The organism is uncultured Pseudokineococcus sp., from assembly GCF_947495735.1.
In the GTDB taxonomy this organism is placed as follows: Bacteria; Actinomycetota; Actinomycetes; order Actinomycetales; family Quadrisphaeraceae; genus Pseudokineococcus.
Genome location: NZ_CANMAA010000015.1, coordinates 47147 through 72399, shown reverse-complemented (window position 1 = coordinate 72399; position 25253 = coordinate 47147). Strand labels below are relative to the sequence as shown.

Annotated in this window: 28 protein-coding genes; 6 read left to right on the top strand and 22 right to left on the bottom strand. The window is 74.8% G+C overall.

The window, feature by feature from the left end:
• Positions 1-189: 189 nt before the first annotated feature.
• The 11 genes from Q0848_RS16310 to Q0848_RS16260 all read right to left on the bottom strand — a co-directional run bounded on the left by Q0848_RS16310 (position 190) and on the right by Q0848_RS16260 (position 9727).
• The gene (locus tag Q0848_RS16310) at positions 190-351 is read right to left on the bottom strand and encodes a hypothetical protein (RefSeq protein WP_299039419.1); all 162 of its coding nucleotides are present in this window, start codon (positions 349-351) and stop codon (positions 190-192) included.
• 61 nt (positions 352-412) lie between these two features.
• Positions 413-1666 (bottom strand): formamidase, encoded by a 1254-nt coding sequence (gene fmdA, locus Q0848_RS16305; RefSeq protein WP_299039418.1) that lies wholly within the window; start codon positions 1664-1666, stop codon positions 413-415.
• A 60-nt stretch (positions 1667-1726) separates the two neighbouring features.
• A complete protein-coding gene (locus Q0848_RS16300) occupies positions 1727-2017 on the bottom strand; it encodes a hypothetical protein (protein ID WP_299039416.1) in 291 nt (96 codons plus the stop codon).
• A gap of 32 nt (positions 2018-2049) precedes the next feature.
• Positions 2050-2769: an urease accessory protein UreD gene (locus Q0848_RS16295; protein ID WP_299039415.1), complete on the bottom strand. Its 720-nt coding sequence runs from the start codon at positions 2767-2769 to the stop codon at positions 2050-2052.
• A complete protein-coding gene (gene ureG / locus Q0848_RS16290; RefSeq protein ID WP_299039413.1) occupies positions 2766-3494 on the bottom strand; it encodes an urease accessory protein UreG in 729 nt (242 codons plus the stop codon). Before ureG ends, Q0848_RS16295 begins: the two co-directional genes overlap by 4 nt.
• Entirely contained in the window at positions 3487-4179 is a 693-nt protein-coding gene (locus Q0848_RS16285) for an urease accessory protein UreF (protein ID WP_299039411.1), read from the bottom strand. Before Q0848_RS16285 ends, ureG begins: the two co-directional genes overlap by 8 nt.
• 5 nt (positions 4180-4184) lie before the next feature.
• Positions 4185-5888, bottom strand: coding sequence for an urease subunit alpha (locus Q0848_RS16280; protein WP_299039410.1), 1704 nt, complete (start codon positions 5886-5888; stop codon positions 4185-4187).
• Positions 5881-6510, bottom strand: a complete 630-nt coding sequence (locus Q0848_RS16275) for an urease subunit gamma (RefSeq protein WP_299039409.1) — start codon at positions 6508-6510, stop codon at positions 5881-5883. Before Q0848_RS16275 ends, Q0848_RS16280 begins: the two co-directional genes overlap by 8 nt.
• 41 nt (positions 6511-6551) lie before the next feature.
• Entirely contained in the window at positions 6552-8222 is a 1671-nt protein-coding gene (locus Q0848_RS16270) for a cytosine permease (protein WP_299039408.1), read from the bottom strand.
• Between the two features lie 198 nt (positions 8223-8420).
• Positions 8421-8996 (bottom strand): RES family NAD+ phosphorylase, encoded by a 576-nt coding sequence (locus Q0848_RS16265; protein WP_299039406.1) that lies wholly within the window; start codon positions 8994-8996, stop codon positions 8421-8423.
• 56 nt (positions 8997-9052) lie between these two features.
• Entirely contained in the window at positions 9053-9727 is a 675-nt protein-coding gene (locus tag Q0848_RS16260) for a MerR family transcriptional regulator (RefSeq protein WP_299039404.1), read from the bottom strand.
• A gap of 241 nt (positions 9728-9968) precedes the next feature.
• On the opposite strand from Q0848_RS16260, the gene Q0848_RS16255 reads away from it, so the two are divergent.
• The gene (locus tag Q0848_RS16255; protein ID WP_299039402.1) at positions 9969-10271 is read left to right on the top strand and encodes a helix-turn-helix domain-containing protein; all 303 of its coding nucleotides are present in this window, start codon (positions 9969-9971) and stop codon (positions 10269-10271) included.
• Positions 10272-10512: 241 nt separating this feature from the next.
• Here Q0848_RS16255 and Q0848_RS16250 read toward each other — a convergent pair whose 3' ends face one another.
• The gene (locus Q0848_RS16250; protein WP_299039400.1) at positions 10513-13383 is read right to left on the bottom strand and encodes a glycoside hydrolase family 3 C-terminal domain-containing protein; all 2871 of its coding nucleotides are present in this window, start codon (positions 13381-13383) and stop codon (positions 10513-10515) included.
• Between the two features lie 216 nt (positions 13384-13599).
• On the opposite strand from Q0848_RS16250, the gene Q0848_RS16245 reads away from it, so the two are divergent.
• The gene (locus tag Q0848_RS16245) at positions 13600-14235 is read left to right on the top strand and encodes a TetR/AcrR family transcriptional regulator (protein WP_299039398.1); all 636 of its coding nucleotides are present in this window, start codon (positions 13600-13602) and stop codon (positions 14233-14235) included.
• Positions 14236-14473: 238 nt separating this feature from the next.
• On the opposite strand, the gene Q0848_RS16240 is transcribed toward Q0848_RS16245, so the two are convergent.
• Together Q0848_RS16240 and Q0848_RS16235 are read right to left on the bottom strand one after the other, a co-directional pair.
• Positions 14474-14881 (bottom strand): DUF2200 domain-containing protein, encoded by a 408-nt coding sequence (locus Q0848_RS16240; RefSeq protein ID WP_299039397.1) that lies wholly within the window; start codon positions 14879-14881, stop codon positions 14474-14476.
• 612 nt (positions 14882-15493) lie between these two features.
• Positions 15494-16354, bottom strand: a complete 861-nt coding sequence (locus Q0848_RS16235) for a helix-turn-helix domain-containing protein (protein WP_299039395.1) — start codon at positions 16352-16354, stop codon at positions 15494-15496.
• 188 nt (positions 16355-16542) lie between these two features.
• Between Q0848_RS16235 and Q0848_RS16230 the strand changes: the two genes are divergently transcribed.
• A complete protein-coding gene (locus tag Q0848_RS16230; RefSeq protein WP_299039393.1) occupies positions 16543-17487 on the top strand; it encodes an NADP-dependent oxidoreductase in 945 nt (314 codons plus the stop codon).
• Positions 17488-17585: 98 nt separating this feature from the next.
• Here the strand turns inward: Q0848_RS16230 and Q0848_RS16225 are convergent, their stop codons facing one another.
• From Q0848_RS16225 to Q0848_RS16195, 7 genes are all read right to left on the bottom strand, one after another.
• Positions 17586-17717 (bottom strand): hypothetical protein, encoded by a 132-nt coding sequence (locus tag Q0848_RS16225; RefSeq protein ID WP_299039391.1) that lies wholly within the window; start codon positions 17715-17717, stop codon positions 17586-17588.
• Complete coding sequence (locus tag Q0848_RS16220; protein WP_299039390.1) at positions 17699-18286, bottom strand: hypothetical protein; 588 nt, start codon at positions 18284-18286, stop codon at positions 17699-17701. Before Q0848_RS16220 ends, Q0848_RS16225 begins: the two co-directional genes overlap by 19 nt.
• A gap of 81 nt (positions 18287-18367) precedes the next feature.
• Positions 18368-19090 (bottom strand): SDR family oxidoreductase, encoded by a 723-nt coding sequence (locus tag Q0848_RS16215; RefSeq protein ID WP_299039389.1) that lies wholly within the window; start codon positions 19088-19090, stop codon positions 18368-18370.
• 234 nt (positions 19091-19324) lie between these two features.
• A complete protein-coding gene (locus Q0848_RS16210; RefSeq protein WP_299039388.1) occupies positions 19325-19615 on the bottom strand; it encodes a hypothetical protein in 291 nt (96 codons plus the stop codon).
• Between the two features lie 108 nt (positions 19616-19723).
• The gene (locus tag Q0848_RS16205; RefSeq protein ID WP_299039387.1) at positions 19724-20059 is read right to left on the bottom strand and encodes a hypothetical protein; all 336 of its coding nucleotides are present in this window, start codon (positions 20057-20059) and stop codon (positions 19724-19726) included.
• Positions 20060-20186: 127 nt separating this feature from the next.
• Positions 20187-20891: a hypothetical protein gene (locus Q0848_RS16200; protein WP_299039386.1), complete on the bottom strand. Its 705-nt coding sequence runs from the start codon at positions 20889-20891 to the stop codon at positions 20187-20189.
• Positions 20892-21027: 136 nt separating this feature from the next.
• Positions 21028-22299, bottom strand: coding sequence for an MFS transporter (locus Q0848_RS16195; RefSeq protein WP_299039384.1), 1272 nt, complete (start codon positions 22297-22299; stop codon positions 21028-21030).
• 208 nt (positions 22300-22507) lie between these two features.
• Here Q0848_RS16195 and Q0848_RS16190 point away from each other — a divergent pair, with 208 nt between their 5' ends.
• The 3 genes from Q0848_RS16190 (at position 22508) to Q0848_RS16180 (ending at position 24617) form a co-directional block, all read left to right on the top strand.
• On the top strand, positions 22508-23077 hold the full coding sequence (locus Q0848_RS16190) for a hypothetical protein (RefSeq protein ID WP_299039382.1): 570 nt from the start codon (positions 22508-22510) through the stop codon (positions 23075-23077).
• Positions 23077-23724, top strand: a complete 648-nt coding sequence (locus Q0848_RS16185; protein WP_299039380.1) for an RES domain-containing protein — start codon at positions 23077-23079, stop codon at positions 23722-23724. Before Q0848_RS16190 ends, Q0848_RS16185 begins: the two co-directional genes overlap by 1 nt.
• A gap of 62 nt (positions 23725-23786) precedes the next feature.
• A complete protein-coding gene (locus tag Q0848_RS16180) occupies positions 23787-24617 on the top strand; it encodes an Fpg/Nei family DNA glycosylase (RefSeq protein WP_299039378.1) in 831 nt (276 codons plus the stop codon).
• A 113-nt stretch (positions 24618-24730) separates the two neighbouring features.
• On the opposite strand, the gene Q0848_RS16175 is transcribed toward Q0848_RS16180, so the two are convergent.
• A complete protein-coding gene (locus Q0848_RS16175) occupies positions 24731-25240 on the bottom strand; it encodes a DUF2255 family protein (RefSeq protein WP_299039375.1) in 510 nt (169 codons plus the stop codon).
• Between the last annotated feature and the right edge of the window lie 13 nt (positions 25241-25253).

The following is a 25253-nucleotide window of genomic DNA, read 5'->3' as shown; positions in this document are numbered from 1 at the left end:
ACTCGAGCCGCGCGTCGGCGGCGTTCTGGTCGGGGTGGGTGGGCGGGTCCCTGTAGTGCGCGCGGCGGCGTCGGCGTAGCCACCGCCGACGGAGCCGTCGGCGTCGGGGATGACCAGGGCGTCCAGCGGAGGGTGGTCGTTGGTGGGGTCGGCGCAGGTGTCGGCGACGCGGGCGAGGACGTCGCCGATTCAGGTCTGCAGTAGGGATCGGGTGGCGATCCCTGACCGGGTGGAGAGGGCGCGGGCGCGGTCGGTGAGGATTTTGGGCGCGGCGGGGGTCCAGGCGTCGAGGGCGTCGGGGAAGGCGACGGCGGAGCCGTCGGCGATCCGGTAGGGGCCAGGTGTGGTCAATGGCCGTCGCCAGTGCTGGCGGCCGCGCCGTCACCCGACGTCCCCTGTTCGAGCGCGTTTTTTAGAGGCTGGACCGCGGCACCCCCATCCCGGGGTCGATCTGGGTCGGTCCGCTGGCGGAAGGGCGGATGTCGATGTCGAAAATCGCGGTGGGCAGGTACACCGTCGAGCAGGAGTTGGGGATGTCCACCACCCCGGAGAGCCGGCCCTCGATGGGTGCGGCGCCGAGGATCATGTAGGCCTGCTCGGGCGAGTAGCCGAACTTCGTCAGGTAGTCGATCGCGTGCAGGCAGGCCCGCTGGTAGGACAGGTGGGAGTCCAGGTAGCGCTGCTCGCCGTCGAGGGTGACGGAGGTGCCCGAGAAGGCCAGCCATTGGCTGTACTGCGGGTCGGTGTTGCCCGGCATGAAGACGGCGTTCTCGGAGACGCCGTACATCTCCATCCCGCCCTTGATGACGTCGACGTGCAGGTCGATGAAGCCGCCCATCTCGATGGCCCCGCAGAAGGTGATCTCGCCGTCGCCCTGCGAGAAGTGCAGGTCGCCGACCGACAGCTTGGCCCCGTCGACGAAGACGGGGTAGAAGATGCGCGACCCCTTCGTCAGGTTCTTGATGTCCTGGTTGCCGCCGTTCTCCCGCGGCGGGGCCGTGCGGGCGGCCTCAGCCGCCGCGCGGTCGAACGCCTCCCCGGTGAGGCCGCCGAGGATGGCGCTGTCCGGGAGCGGGGGCAGGGCGAGCGGCGGCACACGGTCGGGGTCGGTCGCGATGAGCGCACCCTCGCGGGCGTTCCACTTCGCCAGCAGCGACGCCGACGGGGCGGTGCCCATGAGGCCGGGGTGCACGATCCCGGTGAAGGACACCCCGGGGACGTGGCGGGACGTCGCCGTCTGGCCGCGGAAGTCCCAGATGGTCTTGTAGGCGTCGGGGAACTGGTCGGTGAGGAAGCCGCCGCCGTTCTGCTTCGCGAAGATGCCCGTGTAGCCCCACCCCTGGCCGGCCAAGGGGCCCGAGTCCTCCTGCGGGATGGGTCCCAGGTCCACGATGTCCACCACGAGCAGGTCTCCGGGCTGCGCGCCTTCCACGGCGATGGGGCCGCTGAGCACGTGCACTGTCGACAGCGGTGCGTCGCGGATGTCGTCGGCGGAGTCGTCGTTGTGGATCGCGCCGTCGAACCACTCGCGGCAGTGCACCCGGATGGTGCTGTCCGGCTTCACGTGCACCTGCGCGGGGATGTCGGGGTGCCACCGGTTGTGCCCGAGCTTCTCCTGCTCGGTGAACGGCTTGCTGGAGTCCAGGGGGAAGACCAGTTCCGGCATCAGATCTCCTGTGGCTGGCGGTGCGGGATGGGCCGACGCGCCTGCTGCGAGCGCCGCGGGCTAGGGGCGCGGCAGCCGCTGCAGCGAGGGAGGGGCTGTCGTCGCGGGCCGCGGACGCGGGCGTCCGGACGGGGGCAGGGAGGTCACGACCTCGGGCTCGTGCGCCGACCGCGCCGAGCGGTCGAGCGCTGCCATCGCCGGGCTCGAGCCCCGGGAGAGCATCGGCGCCGTGATGACGCGCCGTCCCTCGTCCGCGCACGCGGGGCAGGGGAGCACCGGCGACGCGGTGCCGATGGGGGCGCTCACGTCGAAGGGGCCGTCCCGGACGCACAAGTACTGGTAGGTCGCCATGGTTCCTCCACGTCGCGCGGGGACCGCCTCCATCACGTGGGCGGCAGCGTGTCCGTGCCGCGTGGAGCCGTCAAGAGGTCGGCGCGAACCGCTGCCCAGCAGGCGCTGGTGCCGCCGGGCACCAGGCTCCGCACGAGCGTGCCGGGGCCCTCCAGCTGCAGCGCGTCGGGGTGCTCCACCCGCCGTCCCAGGACGGCGACGGTCTCCAGCTGGCGCGAGGAGCCCAGGACCGCCGGCGACGAGCGCAGCGAGGTCTCCCGCAGGTCGAGGTCCTCCACGAGCAGGGGGACGCCGTCCATCTCCGCGGTGGTGCGGGCGCGCAGGCGGCCACCGGACTCCCCGGTGCGCCCCAGCACGATCGTCTCCCGCAGGGCGAGGAGGGCACCCCCGTCCAGGTCGGCGTGCAGGTCCCTGTCCACGTCGGCCCCGTCGGCCACGACGAGCGGCTGGGCCTCCCACACCAGCAGCGCACCAGCGCCGAGCCCCAGGTGGACGTCCCAGCGAGCGGCGGGCCCGCCGCGACCGTTGTAGGCGACCGTCGCGGCGACCTCGACCAGCTCCAGCGCGCAGCCGTCCTCGACCTCGACGTGCACGTCGACGTGGTCGCCGGCGAGCAGCAGGGCGCGGGTGCCCACCAGGGCGACCCGCGCCGTCTGCGGGCCGCGGTGCAGCACCTTGGGGGAGAAGGCCCCCACCGACAGGTCGAGGGAGCCGTCCCGGCGCAGCGCGACGCGCGTGGTGCCGGCGCTCACGCGTGCGAGTGCACCGTCCCGTCGGCGTGGAAGTGCGGCGCCATCGGGCCCGGGTCCACCGGGGAGTGCGCACCCGAGCGGAACGCCGCGACGACACCCCCCAGCCAGGCCGTGAGCGCGTCGACGGACGCGCGGTCGGTGCGGGAGAGGGCGATGACGGGCCGTCCCTCCCGGGCGGCGAGCGCGTCGGCGCGCATCCGCTCGACGTCGACGCCGACGTAGGGGGCCAGGTCGGTCTTGTTGACCACCAGCAGGTCCGCCCGTCCGATGCCGGGGCCTCCCTTGCGGGCGACGTCGCCGCCCCCGGCGACGTCGAGGACGAAGATCTGCGCGTCGACCAGGGCGGGGGAGAAGGTCGCCGTCAGGTTGTCCCCGCCGGACTCCACGAGCACCACGTCGAGGGGGTCGAAGTCGTGCTCGAGGTCCTCCACCGCCAGCAGGTTGGCGGTGACGTCGTCGCGGATGGCGGTGTGGGGGCAGGCGCCGGTCTCGACGGCGCGGATGCGCTCGGGGGCCAGGACGCCCTCGGAGCGCAGGAAGCGCGCGTCCTCGTCGGTGTAGATGTCGTTGGTGATGACGCCCAGGCGGTAGGTGTCGCGCAGCTCCCGGCACAGCAGGGCGATCACCGAGCTCTTCCCCGTCCCGACGGGGCCGGCGATCCCCAGGCGCAGCGCCCGGGTGCCGCGGTGGTGGTCGGCGTCGTGGGGTCGGGTGGTCTCAGGCATGGAACAACCTCTGCTTCGCGTGGGAGTGCTGGACGGAGAGCTGCTCGACCAGCGGGGCGGACGTGGCGGGGATCTCGCCGGGGTCGGTGAGGGAGGCGCAGCGGGTCACGAGCTCCTCGACCAGCGGGTGGGCGGCAAGGACCCACCCGGTGGTGACGAGCGGGTCGAGAGGGTCGAGCTTGAGCACCGCGGCCGACACCGTGGCCACGTCCTCGTGCCCGCACAGCCGCACCAGCCGGGCGGCGTCCAGCCCGGCGATGGCCGCGATCGCCCCGAGGACGAGCGGTCGGGGCGGGGTCCGCTCGAAGGTGGCCCACACCGGGTGCGGCCACAGCCGCCCGGCCAGGCGCAGGTAGCCGCGCCCGAGGTTCTCCGAGGCGGTGCGCAGCGGACCGGACGGGGTCCGTGCCGCCCACGCCAGCCGCACGGGCCGCAGGTCCGCCCCCGCGAGGACGTGGTGGCGGGCGACCACGGCGGTCCCGGCCTCGACGGCGACGACGGTCCGCAGGCGGCCCGCGACGAAGGCCGGGACCTCCGCGCTCGTCAGGCCTTGCGCCATCGCGGGTTCCACGCCGGCGGACTGGGTGTGCCCGCCGACCGGCAGGCGCGCGTCGGCGAGCAGGGCCAGGACGAGGTCGGGGGAGCCGGACGCGTTGAAGGATGCCGCGGTGTGGCGTAGGGGCACGGCGCTCAGAACAGCTGGTAGCGCTGCGCGAGCGGGAGCTCGGTGGCCGGCGCCGGCTCGACGAGGTCGCCGTCGATGGTGATGGCGAAGGTCTCCGGGTCCACCTCGATGCGCGGCAGGGCGTCGTTGTGGACCATCTGCGCCTTCCCCACCCCCCGGGTGTCGCGGACGGGCTCCAGGCGACGGCGCAGGCCCAGCCGGTCGCCCAGCCCGTCGGCCAGGGCCGCGGGGGAGACGAAGCTGACGGACACGTCGGCGCCGTTCGGGTGCATCAGCGCCGGGCGCAGCAGGACGGGCTGCGGCGTCGGGATGGACGCGTTGGGGTCGCCGAGCGCGCCCACGACCAGGGCGCCGCCCTTGAGGACGACCGACGGCCGGACGCCGAAGAAGGCGGGGTCCCACAGGACGAGGTCGGCGAGCTTGCCGACCTCGACGGAGCCGACGAGGTGGTCGATGCCGTGGGCGATCGCGGGGTTGATCGTGTACTTGGCGACGTAGCGGCGGGCCCGCTCGTTGTCCGCCGGGTACGCCTCGCCCAGGGAGCCCCGGCGCAGCTTCATCACGTGCGCGACCTGCCAGGTGCGGGTGATGACCTCGCCGATGCGCCCCATGGCCTGCGCGTCGGAGCTCGTGATCGACAGCGCCCCGAGGTCGTGCAGCACGTCCTCCGCGGCGATCGTCGTGGCGCGGATCCGGGACTCGGCGAAGGCGAGGTCCTCGGGGACGGCCGGGTTGAGGTGGTGGCAGACCAGGAGCATGTCCAGGTGCTCCGGCACGGTGTTGACCGTGTGCGGCAGCGTCGGGTTCGTCGAGCCGGGGATGACGTGCGGCAGCCCGGCCACGGTGATGATGTCGGGGGCGTGGCCGCCGCCGGCGCCCTCGGTGTGGAAGGCGTGGATGGAGCGCCCGCCGATCGCGCCGATGGTCGAGTCGACGTACCCGGCCTCGTTGAGCGAGTCGGAGTGCAGCGCCACCTGCAGGCCGAACTCGTCCGCGGCGCGCAGCGCGGCGTCGATGGCCGCGGGGGTGGAGCCCCAGTCCTCGTGCACCTTGAAGCCGCCGGCCCCGGCGAGGGCCTGCTCGGCCAGGCCCTCCGCGCTGACGGTGTTGCCCTTGCCCAGCAGCAGGACGTTGACGGGCAGGGCGTCCAGGGCGCGGTGGGCGTGGGAGAGGTGCCAGGCGCCGGGGGTGACCGTGGTGGCCTTGCTCCCCTCGCTGGGGCCGGTGCCGCCGCCGGCGATGGTGGTGAGGCCGGAGGCCAGCGCCTCGTGCACCTGGGAGGGGGAGATGAGATGGACGTGGGCGTCGACGCCGCCGGCCGTGAGGATGCGCCCCTCGCCCGCGATGACGTCGGTGGAGGGGCCGATCTGCAGGCCGGGGTGGACGCCGTCGGCGACGTCGGGGTTGCCGGCGCGCCCGATGGCGGCGATGCGGCCGTCGCGCAGGCCGACGTCGGCGCGGTAGATGCCGCTGTGGTCCAGGACCACGGCGTTGGTGATGACGGTGTCCGGGGCGCCGCCGGCCCGGGTCGTGGTGCCCTGCGCCATCGACTCGCGGATGGACTTGCCGCCGCCGAAGACGGCCTCCTCGCCACCGGCGGTCAGGTCGGCCTCGACCTCGATCCACAGGTCGGTGTCGCCGAGGCGGACCTGGTCCCCGGTCGTCGGCCCGTACAGGGCGGCGTAGGCCGCCCGGTCGATCTCAACCACCCTCGACCTCCCTGATCTGCAGACCCGGCACCCGGCGCCGCCCCCGCAGCGCGACGGCGGCCACGGTGCGGGCCACACCGGGCTCGAAGCGCACCGACGTCCCGGAGGGCACGTCCAGCCGGAAGCCCTGCGCCGCAGCGCGGTCGAACCGCAGGGCGCTGTTGGCGTCGGGCAGGTGCAGGTGCGACCCGATCTGCACGGGGCGGTCGCCGGTGTTCTCCACGTGCAGCTCGAGGCGCTCGTCGTGGCCCCGGTCGCCGTTGAGCACGACCGTGCCCGGCCGGACCCGGACCGCCCCGGGGCCCTCGACGGGGTCACCGCCCTGGACGGGGTGGTGGAGGGTGACGAGCTTGCGACCGTCGGGGAAGGTCGCCTCGACCTGCACGTCGTGGAGCATCTCCGGGACCCCGGGCATGACCTGGTCGGCCCGCAGCACGTGCCGCCCGGACTCCATGAGGTCGGTGACCAGCGCTCCCTCGCGAGCCCGCTCGACCACCCAGGTGGACAGCAGCGCGACGGCCTCCGGGTGGTTGAGCAGCACGCCCCGCTCGAGGCGGTCGCGGGCCACCATCCCCGCGACGGCCAGGAGCAGCTTCTCGGTGTCAGCCGGACCGAGCTTCACGGCGTGGACGGTATCCCTTCAGCGTCGGCGCGAGGAGCAGGTCAGCGAACCGGTGCCGCGGCCGGGAGCACGTGGTCGCCGACCTTGTCCGTGCTCAGGCACAGGGAGCAGACGACGTCGTCGTGCGTGGCGCAGGCGGCGACGTCGGGGCGCTCGAAGTCCTGCCGGCACACGTGGCACCGGAAGACCTCGCCGGAGGGGTTGCCGTCGGCGTCAAACATCGGCGCGTCCAGGCCGTCGTCGGTGCGGCGCAGGTAGTACTTCCCGCGGGTGGCCACGGCCAGGATCGGCGGGCACACGACCGCCAGGACGATGGCGACCACGGGCGAGTACGGCTGCAGCACGGGGCCGAGGCCGCCGAAGAAGACGACGATCGACAGGCCGGCGGACAGCAGCACCGACACGAACCCGACGGGGTTCACCGGGTAGAGCATGCCGCGGCGGAACTCCGCCCCCGAGGGCGAGATCTTGAGGATGCCCTTGTTGACGACGATGTCCGTGGCGACGGTGACGACCCAGGCCATCGCGCAGTTGGCGTAGAAACCGAGGATGGTGTTGAGGAAGTCGAACATGTTCGCCTCCATCAGCGCCAGCGCGATGGCGAGGTTGACGACGACGAAGACGATGCGCCCCGGGTAGTGCTTGGTGACCCGGGTGAAGGAGTTGGTCCACGCCAGCGACCCGGAGTAGGCGTTCGTCACGTTGATCTTGATCTGGCTGATGACGACGAGAACGACGGCGAGGGCCATGGCCAGCCAGGCGGGCATCATCTCCTCGTAGACGCCGAGGAACTGGTGGACCGGCTCGTCGGCGGTGGCGGCGGCCTGCGGGTCGAGCGAGGCGATGAGGTAGACGGCCAGGAAGAGCCCGACGGCCTGCTTCAGCGCCCCGAAGATCACCCAGCCCGGACCAGCCATGACGACGGCGGTCCACCACTGGCGCCTGTTGGCCTCGGTGCGAGGCGGCATGAACCGCAGGTAGTCGATCTGCTCGGCGATCTGCGCCATCAGCGACAGGCACACGCCCGCGGCGAGGAGCACCGAGGCGGTGCTCGCGCCGGTGCCCGTGCCGTCCTCGCCGGCGTAGGCGAAGAAGCTGCCGACGGAGTCGGGGTTGGCGGCGACGAGGTACACGAAGGGGATGACCATGAGGACCAGCCACAGCGGCGTCGTCCACACCTGCAGCGTCGACAGCGCCTTCATGCCGAAGATGACGAGCGGGATGACGATGATGGTGGAGACCGCGTAGCCGATCCAGAGCGGGATCCCGAGGCCGATCTGCAGCCCCTGGGCCATGATCGAGCCCTCGAGGGCGAAGAAGATGAACGTGAACGTCGCGAAGATGACGTTCGTCAGCACCGACCCGTAGTAGCCGAACCCGGAGCCGCGGGTGATGAGGTCCAGGTCGATGTTGTAGCGGGCCGCGTAGTAGGCGAGCGGGAACCCGCTGACGAAGATGACGACCGCGGCGAGCAGGATCCCGAGGAGGGCGCTCGTCGTGCCGTAGGCGATGCCGATAGTCGCGCCGATGGCGAAGTCGGCCAGGTAGGCGATGCCCCCCAGGGCCGAGACGGCGACCACGGCCGGGCTCCAGCGCCGGTAGCTGCGGGGCGCGAACCGCAGCGTGTAGTCCTCCAGCGTCTCCGCCGTGGCGGCGCTGACGGGCTGCGCGCCGAGGGCGACCGGGTCGGCCTGCCTCGTGTCGTGGCTCATGGGGGTCTCCGTCTCACGCAATGAAGTGCCCCCACATGGAAGCGCTGCGAAACGTAGGGCGGGATATTCCGTCGCGTCAAAGCCGTCCACATTGTTTTACGTGCGCGAGATATGGGGCCCGGGATGTCATTCGAGAGGGGGCTGCCCGAAACGTGGGGGAAACATGGGTCGGCTGGGGACGTGTCGTGCGCGCTCGTGTCAGACGACGTCGTACCCGAGGAGCCCGGCGGCCTCGGCCGCGACGTCGCCCATGGCCACCTCGTCGAGCGGCCGGGAGAACTCCGGGTTCTCGGGCAGCGCGGTGGTCCCGTCCGCGTGCGGCCCGACGACGAGGCACACGCAGTCGCCGCCGTCCATCGCCGAGCGGTGCCGGAAGCCGTCCACGGTCGGGAAGGCGGCGACCAGAGCGCGCGCCCACGCCTGGGTCCGGGAGCGGCGGGCCGTCCCGTTGATCGACTCTGCGGCGCCGAGGCGCAGCGCGGCCTGCCCCTGCAGGTCGATCAGCATGAGGTCGCGGGTCGTCCGCCATGATGTCGCTGTCGGCCGCAGGTGCACCCGGTCGATGACGCGGGTGGCCTGGAACACCTCCGCCAGGCAGGTCACCAGGGTCGTGGCCGTGTAGAGCACGCCGACCTCGGGGTGGGGTCCGGGCGGTGGCGGGTGCGGGTCGAAGCGCTCCAGCGGACCGAAGCGGCGCGCCGTGTCCCACGGCAGCGCGTACGGCCCCTGGGCGAGGTGCACCCGCCACAGCGGCGTCCCCGCTGGCAGCGTCACCGCCGTGAACCCCCGTTGACGCAGAACCGCCGGCGACGGCGGGTCGGGCAGGTGGGTCACCCGCGGTCGACCAACCCGGCGGGGCCGCCGGCGGCGCTGTCTTCCGGACGCGTGCCTGCCTGCACGCCCACAGCCCGGGCCACGGCGACGACCTCGGCGACCGCGCCGCCCTGCAGCAGCCACTCCCGCGGGCTGACCTGCTCGTCGTCGATGACCAGGTCGGTGTCCGGCGACGTCAGGAATCGCTCGACCGACAGCGGGTGCAAGCCGTCCACCAGCGCGGCCAGCACCTCCCGCAGCCCGGGTACGGGGCGCCCGTCCGGGCCGAGCTGGAAGGCCGGGAACCGGCGCCCTCGCGCCGCGGGGATGGAGACGACCTCGCCCCGGCGCACCCAGTGCCGGACCGTCGAGTCGTCCACGCCTGCCGCACGGGCGACCTCCGCCGCCGACAGGCTGGAGGCCACGAGCCGCGCCACCGCCTCACCGCCGGCGTCGAGCGCGGCCTGGGCGCGGTCCGGACCGCCCGTCTCCGGCAGGCCCGAGTGCTGGCGCAGGTACACGTGCTCAGCCGCCGTCAGCGGCACCTCGGCTCGCGCGGACGGGCCCCGCAGCAGCGACCGCAGCCCCGCGGCGAGGTCGCCCACCGACAGGCTCGTGCCCGCATCAGTGAGCACGTCCTGCAGCTCGCGGGCGTCCGCCGCTGTGACCTCGCGCCCCGCGGTCGCTGTCATGCGAGCACGGTACTCGTCCTTCACGCCAGTGCACAGTGTGTGTCAGCGTGAATCGGGGAGCTTGACCGCGGAAGCTGTGACCCCACCGCAGGTGCTGGCTGCATCGGGGTACGACGGGGGTCGGAGGGGACCGAGGTTGGGCTAACCCTCGGGCCGGCGCAGCCTGCTCGCGACGTCAGAGCCTGGCGGATCAGTCGTCGCTAACGACAATGACTGATCTGTCAGCCGTAAGGGAGCCCGGATGCCCGTCAAGACGACCCCCGCACGCGTGCGCCGCGCCGGCGAGGACATCGGTGCTCAGCTCGCCGCCTGGCGCAAGCTGCAGGACCTCACGGCCCAGCAGGTCGCCGAGCGGGCAGGCATCTCCCGCGACACCCTGCGTCGGCTCGAGCACGGCGAGGTCGGCGTCAGCATGGAGACCGTCCTCGGCGTCGCCCGCGCCCTCGGTGCGCTGGACCGCCTCGTCGAGGCCCTCGACCCCTGGCAGACCGACCTCGGCCGAGCGCGCGCCGCGGCGTCGCTGCCGAAGCGGGTGCGACGGTGAGCCAGCCGATCACCGAGATGCATGTGCACGGAGAGCTCGGCGGCTCCCCTGCGTGGGCGGGGGTGGCCTACCTCGTGCACGGCCGACGGGTTGCTCTCAGGAGGGCTCCGAGGCGAGGGGCGTGCATCACGGATCCCCCGACGACTCGAGGTCGCGCCCGCGGCGCTCAGAGCCCGCCCTCCGGGAGGGCACGGCAGAGGGGCGGGTGCCAGCACCCGCCCCTCTGTCGTGCCTGGCTACCTCACGCCGTGCGCAGCTCCTCGATCACGCGCGTCGTGCCGGTGCCGAGCCGGCCGGCGGCCTCGTCGGTCAGCGTGCTCCGCCCGGGCGGGTTGGCGAGCGCACGGGCGACGATCTCGAGCCGTGCGACCGCCTGGTCCTCACGGCCCTGGGCGACGAGCCGCTCCGCGGTGGCGAGCTGCCGCTCGACCTGACGAGCGAGGGGATCCGTGACGGCGCCCTCGGCCTGGTAGGCCGCGAAGGCCTCCCGGAGGTCGACCAGACCGTCGATGTCCGCGCCCAGCACGGTGGTCGAGGCGTACGGCAGCGCGCCGCGGTCGAGCGGGCGCTGCTGGTTCTCGGTGGTGCCGAGCACCGTCGAGAACGACGGCGTCGTCATGACGAACGTCAGGACGTTCTCCGCGTTCGCCTCGAGCGCGGCGCGCGTCGCCTCGGGGTCCTCCGTCAGCGCCCGGGAGAAGTCGGCCAGGCCGCGGGAGTCGTACGTCGGACGGACCGAGAGCATGAGGTCCGTGCCGGCGGCCGAGGCGCTGACGGTGTTCATGTACGCGCCGATCGCGATGTCGGAGACGACGAACCCGTCGAAGCCCCACTCGTCGCGGACCACGCCCTGCATCAGCGGCGAGCTCGCGCCGACCCACGTCTCCCCGATGCGGGGGAACGCCGCCATCATCCCGAGGGCGCCGGCCTTGACGCCGTACTCGAACGGCTTGAGGTACAGCTCGCGCAGCGCCCGCTCCGAGACGTAGGTCTCGACGCCCAGGCGGTTGGTCTCCTGCTCGTTCAGCGCGAAGTGCTTGACGACGGCCGTGACGCCCTGCTCCCCGGCCCCGACGACGACGTCCGCCATCATCCCGGCGCTCAGCAGGGGGTCCTCCGAGTAGTACTCGAAGTTGCGCCCGCCCTGCGGGTTGCGGTGCAGGTTCGCCCCCGGGGCGTACCAGGCGTCGAGGCCGAGCGCCGTGGCCTCGGCGCCAGCGGCGGCGCCGTACCGGTGCGCGAGCTCGGTGCTCCACGTGGCGGCGAGCATCGAGGCGACCGGGAAGGCGGTCCCGTTGGACCCGCCGCTGCCGGGCGGGGCCTTCACCTGGGCTGGGCCGTCCTGGGCGAGCGTCCGCGGGATCCCGAGGCGCTCGACGCCCAGCGTCTTGAAGCCGCCCTGCAGGTGCAGCGCGACCAGCTCGGGGTCGGTGAGCTGGGCCAGGAAGGCGTCCATGAGCGTCGGGTCGGCGTAGACGTCCGCGAGCTGGATCTCGGCGGGCTCCTGCCCCGGTGCGAGGGCGATGCGGTCGCCGCCGGTCAGGGCCGGCATGGCCCCGGGGGCGTTGAGGAACCCCTCGGGGTTGCCGGAGCCCTGGCCGTTGATGCCGCGGCCCAGCGGCGTGACGCGGAAGTCCGTCCTGGTGCCCGTCGCCGGGGGAGTGGGCGTCGTGCCCGCGGGGTCGTCCTTCGACAGGACGGTCAGCCTCGCGGCGGCGTCGGCGAAGCGCGACTGCAGGGCGGTGCCGGTGGTCGGGTCCTCGTCGATGACGACGGGCGCGTCGAGCGTGAAGCTGCCCGCAGCGTCGGCCTCGCGCACCGACTCGCCGACCCGCACGGTGTAGGTGCCGGCGTCCAGCAGGTAGGCGCCGCGCTCCTCGCTCCACGAGGCCAGGCCGTAGGTGTCCACCGTCGTGGTGACGACCTGCGACTGCCCGGGCGCGAGCAGGTCCGTCTTGCCGAAGCCGCGCAGCTCGGCGGTCGGGTGCTCCAGCTCCCCGTCGGGCGCGGAGACGTACACCTGGACGACCTCCTTGCCGGCCACGTCGCCGGTGTTGGTCACCCGGGTCGCCACCGAGAGGTCCTCGTCGGTGCGGTCGACGTCGAGCACCTCGCGGGAGAAGGACGTGTAGGACAGGCCGTGGCCGAAGGGGAACTGCACCGGCACGTCGAAGGTCTCGAAGTAGCGGTACCCGACGTACACGCCCTCCTCGTACTGGACGTAGTACTCGTCCAGGCCCGGCTGGCTCTCCGGCTTGACGTAGTCGCCGAAGTTCGCCGTCGAGGGGTGGTCCCCGGTGTCGTAGGCGATGGTGTGCGGGAGCTTGCCCGAGGGGTTGACGTCGCCCGACAGCACGTCCGCGACCGAGCGCATCCCGATCTGCCCGGGCGCCCAGATGATCGCGGCCGCTGTGATGGACGGGTACTCGTCGAGGAAGCCCATCTCCATCGCGACGCCGGTGTTGAACAGCACCACGACGTCGTCGAACGCGGTCGCCACGGTGTCGACCATCTCCCGCTCGGCGGGGTACAGCTCGAGGTCGTCGACGCGCGGGTCCCACACCTCGCTGCCGTTGCGCCCGATGATCACGACGGCGGTGTCGGCCGACGCGGCGGCCTCGGCGGCGACGTCACGCGAGAGGGGCATCTCCGCCCGGGCCACCGAGTTGATGCCGTACTCGCCGAAGGCCCCACCGGTGTCCGTGACCGGCCGGTAGTCCTGGTCCTTGCCGGGGGTGCCGCCGTCGACGCCCTCCTCCCACCAGGTGGTGTAGCGGGAGGCGAGGTCCTCGTCGAGCTGGAAGCCCTCGTCACGCATCGCCTCCAGCAGCCCGACGCCCGGCGCGCCCACCGTGCCGCCGGAGCCGCCCCCGCCCAGGAAGGGCGCGACCTGGGTGGACCCGAAGACGGCGACCTGCGCGTCGTGGGCCAGCGGCAGGGGCTGCTGCTCGTTCTCCAGCAGGACGACGCCCTCGTCGGCGATGGCGCGCGCCACCGCCAGGCCGTCGTCGGAGGGTGCGGCCGAGGCCGGTGCCTGCAGGCCCGCGGCGAGGGCGACCGCGGCGGTCGTGACGGCGAGGGCACGGGATGCCCGGGGAGGACGTGGTGTCACTGAGGACTTCTCTCGTCGGGACGGCACGTCGGCGTGTCCGTGGACCGGTGGGGGTGATCGGGCCGGAGCGGGCGGCGCTGCGGTGCGCTGCTCTGCCAGGCCTGCGAAGACGGTACGGCGTACGGCTTTGGGGGTCAACGCCCGTCCACCGGCGCTGCGCGGCCCGTCCACCGGCGCTGCGCGGCTCATGCGTCCGGCGTCGTTAGCCTGCGCCGCATGGCCGCACGGGGGCAGTACGCCAGGGGAGTCGCCCGACGCGCCCAGATCCTCGAGACGGCGCTCGCCGTCGTCGCCCGTGACGGCTACAGCAGGGCGACGGTCAAGCAGATCGCCGACGAGGCCGGGATCAGCCAGAATGGGCTCTTGCACCACTTCGGCTCGAAGGAGGCCCTCCTCTCGGAGGTCCTGCAGCGTCGCGACGAGGCGGACCACGCCGCGAAGGCGTCAGGTCCCGGTGAGGACGGCCGCGGCGACCCGCCGCCCCTGACGAGCATGGACGACATGGCGGCCGGGGTCGCCCGGCTCCTCCGGCACAACGCCTCTGTCCCCGGCCTGGTCCAGCTCTACAGCCGCCTGTCCACCGAGGCCACGGACCCCGGGCACACGTCCCACGACTACTTCGTGCAGCGGTTCCGGACGATCAGGGGCCACATGCAGGTCGCCTTCGACGAGCTGGGCGCTGCGGGCGAGCTGCCGCCCGGGGCCGACCCGGCGACGCTCGCCACCGTGATGGTCGCCCTGCTCGACGGCCTGCAGGTGCAGTGGCTGTACGACGACGAGATGGACATGGCGGCGCCCGTCGAGCACCTCCTCGCCCTGCTGGCCGGCGGCGCGCCGGCGTCGGGCGGCTGACCGGGGGTGCGGCGACGCTCCGTCGGCTGTGGGACAGCCAGGCCAGGTCGTCCGCCGTGTCGAGGCGGTAGACGCCGCTGGTGCCGGCGCACGTGTCGTCCAGCCGGACGACGTGACGGCCGCGACGGTGCCCGCGGGGCAGCGGGCCAGGGACGACGTCAGGTGAGGGCCGTGATGGCCACCCCGGCCACGGCCGCGCCGGCGAGGTCTGCGAGCGACGCCGACGGGCCGGGCGACCTCACGAGGCGCTCGCAGGCGGCGCCACGTCGCCGGTGGCCGCGAGCGCGTCCGGGGCGCTGCCCCGCAGGACCGAGCTCATCCGCTTGCCGCGGGCGACCTCGTCCACGAGCTTGTCCATCCAGCGGATCTTCTGCATGAGGGGGTCCTCGACCTCCTCGACCCGCACGCCGCAGACGAGGCCGGTGATCTCGGCGGCGTGCGGCGTCATCGCCGGCGCCTGCGCGAAGAAGGTCTCGAGGTCCACCTCGGAGGTCAGGGCCCGCTCGAGCCCGGCGGCGTCGTAGCCGGTGAGCCAGCAGACCACCGTGTCGACGTCCTCGCGGCGGCGCCCCTTGCGCTCGACCTTGGCGACGTAGTGCGGGTAGATGCTCGCGAACGGCGTGCCGAAGATGCGGTGTCCGGCCACGGCGGCCTCCAACAGCTCGGGGGAGGGGGCGCCAGCGTCCCCGCGGCCGAGGCTAGCCGCGGGGACGCCCCGGGGGCCCGGGTACCTGCGGGCTGGGTCAGTCGCAGTGGTCGCACTGCTCGTTGCCGGGCAGCTGCGTGCAGCAGGTCGGGCACAGCGGCGGTGCCGGTGGTGCGGGAGACGGCGTCGGCGTAGCCGCCGTCGACGGTGCCGTCGGCCTCGCGGATGACCAGGGCGTCCAGCGGGGGTGGCCGCCCGCGGGGTCGGCGCAGGTGTCGGCGACGCGGGCGAGGACGTCGCCGATCCAGGTGTGCAGCGGGGAGCGGGTGGCGATCCCGGAGCGGGCGGACAGGGCGCGGGCGAGGTCGCCGTAGCCGTAGCCGATGGTCGCGCCGTAGGTGCGGGCGCGGTCGGTGAGGATCTTGGGCGCGGCGCGTGCCCAGGCGTCGAGGGCGTCGCAGCTCTCTCAGCGCCGTGAGCCGCGGCGAGGAGCACCCACCGGCCGACACCAGGACGCCCGCCACGGCGAGCCGCTCGGGGAGGCTGTCGTCGAGTCGCCGAGGGAGGGAGACCCGCTCGTGACGACAACGCCCGGCTCAGCCCGACGACGGGTCAGCCGAGCTGCGGCGGGTCCATCCTGACGACCGCCGGCCCGCCGGCCGCGGCGACCACCTCGGCGAGCCGGACCTCGTCCCGCGAGCCCGGCGCGGCGGTCAGCACGAGCGCGGCCAGGTCGTCGCCGGGGATGGCGAGGAGGTTGCCGACGAGCGTGACGGGCTCGCCGTCCGAGCGGAGGAACGTCGCGGCGCTCTCGTAGGCCGCCACGGGGCGCGGCTCGCGCCAGAGGCCGTCGAAGAGCCTGCTGCGGGAGCGGATGTCGTCGACCAGGGTGGCGAGGGCCGGATCGGTCGGGTAGCGCAGCGTCGCGTCCTTGAGCCTGGCGGCGAGGATCGCCTCGTGGTCCGTCGCGTCGGCCGCGGACTGCTGGAAGGTCGCGAAGGGGGCGCAGAACTGGCGCCAGGCGATGTTCCACTCCCAGCGGTCCCCGGTGCGCTCCCAGTGGTCGAGGGCGAGGAAGGGGCCTGTCACCGCGAGGAGGTTCATCGCGGCGTCGGCGACGAACATCGGGGTGTCGGAGAACCGCTCGAGCAGCCGGGTCGCGCCCGGGCCGAGGGTGGAGGGCACCCGGCCGTCCACGGCGGCGTACCCGGCCAGCGCGCAGAGGCGCTCGTAGTCCGCCCGGCCCGCGCGCAGCGCCCGGGCCAGCGCGTCGACGACGGCGGCGGACGGGTGGCTGCGGCCCTGCTCCAGCCGCCGGACGTAGTCCGCCGACATCCCGGCGAGCTCCCCGAGCTCCTCGCGGCGCAGGCCCCGGACCCGGCGGCTGCCGACCCCGAGTGGCACCCCTGCGGCCACGGGATCCGCGGCCTCCCGCAGCCGGCGCACCGCGGCGCCGAAGTCCCGTCCGGTCACGCCGGGAGTGTGCACCGGCGTCCGCGCGGGCGGGAAGGGCCGCGGCCGTCGTCGCCCGGACGGGGCGGCGTCCGCGCCCGGTGAGGGTGGGCCTGCCTGGCCCAGGTACGGGGCGTCGCACCCGGCGAGGGTGGGTGCACGCCGACGAGCCGTCGGCACGCCACCCCACGACGAGAGCAGGCACAGCGATGAAGGCGATGCGCTTCCACGAGACCGGCGGGCCCGAGGTCCTCCAGGCCGAGGAGGTCGAGACGCCGGTCCCCGGCCCCGGCCAGGTCCTGGTGAAGGTGTCGGCGTCGGCGTACAACGCCGCCGACAACGGCATGCGCGGCGGCTTCCTCCCCATCCCCGTCGAGCTGCCGCACGTGCCCGGCTACGACGTGTCCGGGACGGTCGCCGCCGTCGGCCCCGCCGACGGCGGCGGCGAGAGCGGCTGGCAGGTGGGGGACGCCGTCGTCGGCTTCCTGCCGATGGAGCGCGACGGAGGGGCCGCCGAGCACGTCGTCGCCCCGGTGGACGCGCTCGTCGCGGCTCCCACGAGCATCCCGCTGCCCGACGCGGCCGCCCTGCCCTCGGTGGCGCTGACGGCGTGGCAGGCGCTCTTCGACGACGGCGAGCTGGTCTCCGGGCAGCGCGTGCTCATCAACGGCGCCGGGGGCGTCGTCGGCAAGTACGCCGTCGCGCTGGCGAAGCGGGCCGGCGTGCACGTCGTCGCCACCGCCAGCCCGCGCAGCCGCGACGCCGTCGTGGCCGCCGGCGCGGACGAGGTGGTCGACCGCACGACGACGGACCTCCTCGTCGCGGTGGACGAGCCGGTCGACGTCCTGCTCAACCTCGCCCCCGTGGAGCCGGAGCGCTTCGCCGCGCTGGTGGCCCTCGTCCGTGACGGCGGCCGGGTCGTCAGCACGACCGCGTTCATGGCGACGCCGGACGACGCGGCCCGCGGCGTCACGGCGTCGACGGTCTTCGTGCTGCCCGACCGGGACCGTCTCGCGGAGCTCGTGCGCCTCGTCGACGCCGGCGCCCTCCAGGTCGAGGTGACCCGGCGCATCCCGCTCGCCGACCTGCCGGCCCTGCACGCCGAGGGCGCCGCGGGACGGATCGCGGGCAAGGTCGTCGTCCTGCCGGGGTGAGCCCCCGGCGGCATCTCGCCGCGGCCCGGCGGCCACGGGAGGTGGCCGCCTCTCGACGCGGTGGAGCGCGACGAGGAGCTGCCACCTCCGCCCCCGCGCTACCGGCCCTGCAGGGCGAGGACGTCGACGGCGTCGATCGCCGCGCACCAGGAGGCGCCCCGCAGGGTGGTGGTGGTCCAGCGCCGCTCGCTGTGAACGGTCTCCGGGGGGATCAGTCGCAGTTGTCGCACTGCCCGCTGCTGGGCAGCTGCATGTAGCAGGTGGGGCACAGCGGCGGGGGCGGAGGGGGCGGCGCCGCGGGCGCCGGAGCAGCGCGCCGTCGGGCCGGAGCCTTGGTGGTGGTGGTGGCGGCGGGGACGGCGTGGCCGCCGTCGGCGGGCAGGTCGCGGGCCAGGGCCCGGTAGCACGCGAGGCGTGCCTCGGCGGCGTGCTGCTCGGGGTCGGCGGGGCGGGTGCCGGTGGTGCGGGCGACGGCGTCCGCGTAGCCGCCGCCGACGCTGCCGTCGGCCTCGCGGATGACCAGGGCGTCCAGCGGGGGGTAGTCGTTGGCGGGGTCCGCGCAGATGTCGGCGACGCGGGCGAGGACGTCGCCGATCCAGTTCTGCAGCAGGGAGCGGGTGGCGATCCCCGAGCGGGCGAACAGGGCGCGCGCGAGGTCGCCGTAGCCGATGGTCGCGCCGTAGGTGCGGGCGCGGTCCGTGAGGACCTTGGGTGCGGCGCGGGCCCAGGCGTCGACGGCGTCGGGGAACGGGACGGCGGAGCCGTCGGTGATCCGGTAGGTGCCGGGTGTGGTGCTCACGACGGCGTCGGACGGTGATGCGTTCGGCTGGTGGCCATGTCGTCGACGATAGAGGGGGCCAGACCCCCTCCCGACACGCCGTCAGGCGGTGGCGCTGGGCGAGAGCACGAGCTCGTCGACGCGGACCGACGGCGGGCTCGCGACGACGAAGCCGATGGCGCGGGCGACGTCGGCCGGGGTGAGCATCACGGCGCGGGCGTCGGCGTCGGGCACCTGCGGGCGGGCGTCGATGAAGTCGGTGGCGATGTCGCCGGGGCACAGGTGCGTCGCGCGCACGCCCTCGGCGTGCAGGTCGTCGTTGAGGCTCGTGACCAGCTGCCCCGTGCCGGCCTTCGCCGCGCTGTAGGCGGCGCCCGCGCCGGGGGAGCGGCGCACCGCGGCGCGGGAGGAGACGACGACGACCTGCCCGTCGCGGCGCCCGCGCATGCCGGGCAGGACGGCGGCGATGCAGTGCGCCACCGCGGTGAGGTCGGTGGCCACGACGGCGTCGAGGCCGGGAAGGTCGAGGTCGTCCCAGTGCCGGCGCACCACGTTGAGCCCGGCTGCGGCGACGAGCACGTCCACGCCGCCGGACGCCGCCAGCTCCTGCCCGGCCGCGGCGACCGCGGCCGGGTCGGCGACGTCGAGCGTCAGCGCCCGCACGGAGCCCGCGAGACCCTTGGCCGCGGTGACGACCTCGTCGAGGCGCTCCGCGCGCCGCCCGGAGACGACGACGTCGTGGCCGGCTCCGGCCAGGTCGAGCGCCACGGCGGCCCCGACGCCAGAGCCGCCCCCGGTCACCCACACGCGCCTGCGGTCCGTCACGGCCGCCACCGTAGGCGCCGGACGTCGGCCGAGGGGCGCCGCTCAGGGGCCCGCGCGGAGATCCACCGGCGGCGCCCCGGCTGCGCTCGTGAGGTGGCAGCGCCACCTGACGGCTGAGCCGAGGCGCCACCGTCGCGGGGCTGCGAGGGTGACGACCTCGCCCTCGCTCACTCCAGCACCGGTGCAGGAGGCAGGTCAGGCGCACGGGTGCGACCGGCCGAGCATGTGCCTGGATCAGTCGTGGCGGGCGACGCGGTCACCGTCCGGCGTGGGCGAGCGCCGCTGTCCTAGCCCTCCGAGCAGGTCGACCACCGTCGACAAGACCGTGGCGATCGTGAAGGCCTGCACGCCTCGGGGGAGCGGGTCGCTCATGTCCACGGCGGTCAGGAGCAGGAGGACGTAGACGACCCAGACCGGCACCAGCAGCAACCAGCGGCGTGGGTCCGCCCGCGTGGTGCGCCGGTGGACGACTGCGGTGTAGGCGCAGCCGAGGCTGACGCCGAGCAGGCTGATGAGGATGGACACGGTCTGCTCCTCTCGGCCCGGGGACGCCCTGCACGGGCGGGGCTGGTTTCTGGGTGCCGTGCTCGTCGTGGTCGGCTCGCCGGAGGGACGGCTCGGTGTGGGCGCGGGTCAGGTCGGCGTCGGCGACGGTGCGGACGACGGGCAGGGGCGGGCGACGGCCGAGCCTGGATCCGCGGACCCCGAGAAGAGGAACTCCTCGTCGAGGTAGACCTCGACGTCCCCGGCGGGGACGAAGAAGTCGAAGATGGTCCCGGCCGAGCCGGTGCCGCTGCCGAGGACCTGGCTGCCACGGCGGACCTCCACCGACCGGACGCCGGCCTGCGGGCTGTCGGGATCCCCGGGCAGGCAGACGGTGACCGTCATGTCCGCGGCGTCGGGCTGCGGCGGGGTGTCGCTGCAGCCGACGACGCCGAGGACGGCGAGTGCTGCAGCAGCGACTCCCATGATCGGACGCACCCGAGCATCAGATCACCTCTGGACTCCGGATCGGGAAGATCGAACGGGGGCCGGCGACGCAGGGGGCTCGCGGTGGCGTCGGACGGGCTCGGAGTCCCGCCGAGCCGAGGTGCTGTCAGGACGTCGGTGCCGGGCAGCCCAGCGGGCCCTCGAACATGACTGTCCACGACGTCGTCGGGCTGGCCTGGCGTCTGAGGCCGAGCACCGTGTAGTCCAGCTCCAGGAGCCGGTCGGTGCCGATGGCCCCACCCGCGTCGACGGGTGGCGTCGCGCTCCCGCAGGCGGTGGCGAAGCGGCCGGTCATCCGGACCGGCATCGACCAGCCGGGCTCGAGCACCACGCCCTGGCCCACGGACCGCCAGGTGGTCTGCGACGTGTCGACCGGCACGGAGACCTCCACGTCCTCGAGGACGTGGAGGGACTCCTCCGACGCCAGCGCTGGGACGACGTCGATGACCCGGAGGGGCAGCAGGCCCTCGCTGCGGACCGAGACGATCAGGTCGAGGTACCGGCCGTCCTGGGCGGCGACGCGGTACTCCGTCCCGTAGGTGCCGGTGATCTCGGTGACCGAGCCGTCGTCGAGGTCGTCGTCGTCGAAGTCGCCGAGGTCGGCGGGCGGGTCGTCGCGGACGACGACCATGGACATGCCGTCGGTGGCCGTCACCTCGTCCTGGCTCAGCACCACCGCGCCGCTGGTGGCGACGAGAGCGGCTGCGGCGACACCGGCGACCACGAGGCGACGCCGCCACGGCCGAGCCGTCGGGGCGGGTCCTTGTTCCTGCGGCTGCACCGCGGTGGTCACCATCACGCCTCCGTCCATCGGTCTGTCCGGGGAGTGTGCCGGGAGCGGTGGCCGCCGCGGGCGGCTTCGACGAGGAGCGCCACGATCGCCGACACGACCACTCCGGCGGCTCTGGCTCGTCGTGGAGACGCGGTGGACCTGCGGCGGATATCGCTCAGGCGTCCCCGCCGTCCGCTGCGCGCGGCGCACCGGGAACGACGCTCGGGCCGGCGATCGGCGCCACCTCGGGGCTGACCGGGACGTCGACGACGCCGAGGGCCCGCACCGACCGGGGCACGAGCACCGCGCTGGCGAGCATCACCGCCGCGGCGACGAGGCAGGCGACCTGCCAGGAGCTGGTCTGGAACAGGGCGCCGGCGGTCAGGGCGCCGACCGCGCCACCGGCGAGGGCGGCGGACTCGTAGAGCCCCAGCCCGCGGCCGCCCGCCTCTCCGGAGGCCTTGGCGACGACGGCCTGCTGGATCGGCGCGACGGCCGCGAGGGCCAGGGCGCTGAGGCCCCACAGGACGGCGATGACGGCGGCGCCGGGCGCGGTGGACAGCCCGACGGCCAGGGCGCTGCTGGCGACCAGCGCGAGCAGGAGCACCCGCTGGCGGCCGTGGCGCAGCACGGACCGGTGCAGCCGCGGCGCCATCACGCTCGCGACGACCGACCCGGGCAGGTAGACGAGCGCGATGGCGCCCAGGTCGAGCTCGAGGTCGCGCTGCAGGTGCAGCAGGAGCAGGTACCCGATCGCCGCTCCGGCGGCGCTGCGCAGCGCGACGGCGGCCAGCATCGGCCGCAGCCGGCGTCCCAGGCGGCGCAGGCCCGAGGGGTCCGGGGACCTCCGGGCGTCGGGGTGGGGCGGCCGCGCGGGGGCGCGCAGCAGCGCCATGGTCCCGACGGCGCAGGCGCCCGCGCAGGACCACAGCAGCCCGGGGTAGCCCAGGGCCGGGTAGACGAGCGCGAGCCCGGCGACGAAGGCGACCCACGATCCGGTCTCCTCGCGGGAGAACAGGCGCGCGTAGACGGAGGAGTCCTCGGCGAGGCGCTCCCCGACGACGGCGCGCAGGCTGACCCACAGCAGCGCCCCGCCGACGCCCCCGACCACCGCGGCGGCGTAGGCGACGCCGAGGGAGCCCACGAGCGTCGCCGTCGCGTACCCGGCGCACGACACGGCGAGCAGCCCCGCGCCGGCGGCGGCCACGAGACGTCGCTCCCGGCTGTCGGCCAGGACCCCGGCGACCGGGCGCACGAGGAGGGACACCGCCATCTCGAGCGCGACGAGCGCCCCGACCTGGAGGGCGCTGGCGCCCAGGACGGCCCCCGCCCACAGGGGCAGGACGAACTCGAGCAGGTCCGTCGGGCCGCCGACCAGCGCGGCGGCCCGCATCGCGGCGCCCTCACGACGCTGGCCGACGTCCTCGCGCTGCGCCCCCCGTGGCATGGGTGGACCCTTCCACGCCGCGCGTGAGCGCGAGGGTGCCGTGACCGGACGCGTGGTGCAGTCCGCGCTCGACGACCCGTCACCCCACCAGCCGCGTGGGTGCCGAGGGCGAGGCCGGGTCTCGGTCCGATCCGCACTCGACCGCGCGGTTGACGAGGTTGACGCCATGAGCGCACGCTGGGGTCGGCGGGGGAGACCGGGAGGGCTCATGACGGACGCGGCCACGACACCGGGCGGGCTGCCGCGGGCGACGCTCGAGGCGCTGGCGCGCGCCACGGGGGCGCAGCGGTCCTTCGTCGAGGAGCTGCTGCGCGAGCTGGTCCTGCGCGACCCCGACGGCGCCGCGCTGTCACGGGTCGACGCCGGTGCGGCGGCCCGCGGCGCGGTCGACCACGTGCTCGACGCCTCGCAGCGGTGGACCGACCACCTCGGCGGGTTCTACGACGTCGACGGCGTGCGGCAGCTGCTGTCGCGGTCGGGGCGGCCCGTGTCCAAGCAGGCGGTGAGCAAGCGGCGCGGCCTGCTGGCGCTGACGACGGGCTCCGGCCGCGTCGTGTACCCGACCTTCCAGTTCGCCGGCGGCTCGCCGCTGACGGGGCTGGACGCCGTGCTGCGCGAGGTGCCGGAGCACCTGGTGTCGCGGTGGACGCTCGCGTCCTGGCTGGTCTCCCCGCAGGCCGACCTGGGCGGTGCGCCGCCGGTGCAGCTGCTGCGCGAGGGCGCCGCGGACGTCGTCGTCCCCGCGGCTCGCGACTGGGCGCGGGCGCTGGCGGCCTGATGCCGGCGACCCCGCCGCCGGCCTCGCTCACGGGCTTCCCGCTCCACGCGCTCGCCACCGGTGACGTCGTCCACCGCGTCGTGCGGGCCCGCGACGAGGACGGACGACCGCGCGAGCCGTTCTTCTTCTCCGGCGCGGCGGCGGGCGCCGTCGGCGCGGGGCGCTTCGACCTGCCGGCGCCGGAGGGCTCCTGCTACCTCAGCGACCGCCGCGCCGGGGCGTGGCTCGAGGTCTTCCGGGGGACCGGGCTGGTCGAGCGCTCGGACGTCGAGCGCCGGCGGATGGTGACCGCCCAGCGCACGGGGCCGGCTCTCGGGCTCGCGGACCTCGCCGCCGCCGGCGCCCGTCCCTTCGGCGTCACCGCGGACCTCGCCGCGGGGGACGGGTACGCGCTGCCGCAGCGGTGGGCCCGGGCGCTGCGCGCTGCGGGCCACCCCGGTCTGGTCGCCACCGTCCGCCACGATCCGACGGCGCGGGCCCGCGCCGTCGTGCTCTTCGGCGCGGGCGGGCCGAGGCAGCGACTGCGCGGCTGGCGATCGCGCGCCGCGCCGCTGGTCGGCGACGACGACCTGCTCGCCGAGCTCCGCCCTTACGGCACCGGGGTCGCGGATCGCCCCTACGACGTGCCCGTCGTCGCGCCGGGCTGACCGGCGCTCGCGTCGCGTCGGGCGGGCGCCGTGCGCGTCCGGCGCCCGCCTAGCCTGAGCCGGTGCCCGAGCTGCCCGAGGTCGAGCTGGCCCGCTCCACGATCGAGGAGGCGGGCCTCGGCCGGACGATCGTCGACGTCGACGACGCCGACGACTGGGTGTGCCGCCCCCACGCGCCGGGCGAGATCCGCGCGGCCCTCGTCGGACGGCGGCTGACGGCCGCGCACCGCCGCGGCAAGACGATGTGGTGCGACACCAGCCAGGAGGACGGCGAGGACGCCGGCCCGCGGCTGGGCCTCCACCTCGGCATGAGCGGGCGGATCATCGTGCGCACCGCCGAGGGCGGGACCGTCCACGGCGGCGACCCGGTCCGGGGCGTCGACGGCACCGACGCTGCGGTGGCCAAGGCCGAGTGGTACCGCTTCACCCTCGTCTTCGAGGATGGCGGATCGCTACGGCTGTTCGACAAGCGGCGGCTCGGCCGGGTCCGCCTCGACCCCGACCTCGAGGCCCTCGGTCCGGACGCCGCCGAGATCGGCGTCGCGGACTTCCGCGCCCGGGTCGGCCGCGGGACGGCGCCGCTCAAGGCGCGCCTGCTCGACCAGTCGGTGCTGGCCGGGGTCGGCAACCTGCTCGCCGACGAGACGCTGTGGCAGGCGCGGCAGGACCCGCACCGACCTGCCGGTGAGCTGTCCGCCGACGAGCTGACCGCTCTGCACCGGTCCCTGCGCACCGCGACGGAGGCCGCCGTCCGCCACGGCGGTGTGCACACCGGTGAGGTGATCAGCCACCGCGTCAAGGCTGGTCGGTGCCCGCGCTGCGGGGCCGACATGGCCACCGGGCGGGTCGGAGGGCGGACCACCTGGTGGTGCACCGCGGAGCAGCAGGGCTGAGTCGACCGGACGGTCCCGATCCGAGTCCACCGGCGTCCCTGGCGACCGCAGTCCCCGGCGGCACGGCCGCGTCCGGCGGGGGGCGTCGCCGCGGGCGGCGATGCCGGAGCCGGTCAGGCGTCCGGTCGGGTGGCCTCCCGACGCACCGGCAAGCGGTCCAGGCGCAGGGTCGTCGCGCGGGCCTCCTCCGTGACCATGCCCGCTGTGCCGCCGCCCGCCCCGTACTTGGCGCGGTAGGCGGCGTCGACGTCGTCGAGCAGCTCCTCGAGCGGCGGCGACGCTCCGCCGCCGGGCGCAGGCGAGGCGGTGAGGTCGACGACGACGACGTCCGCCTCCACGCCCGGCACGTGGACGCGGGCGCGGCCCCGCGCGACGGCACGACCGAACCAGCCGGTGCTCCGGCGGTGCCAGCTCCGGACGAACACCTCGTCACCCACGCGGACGACCCAGACCGGCGTCCCCGGGGCCGGCTCCTCGTCGCCGCGCGGCACGGCGATCCGCAGCTCGCGCGCGACGTCGAGGCGCTCGAGCTGCTCGGGCGCCCACGGCAGGGCTGCCGGCCGGCCGGCGCCCTCGACCGGCTGCCCCTCCGGGTCCTGGCCGGGCGACGACCCCTCCGTCACCGAGGACCGACGA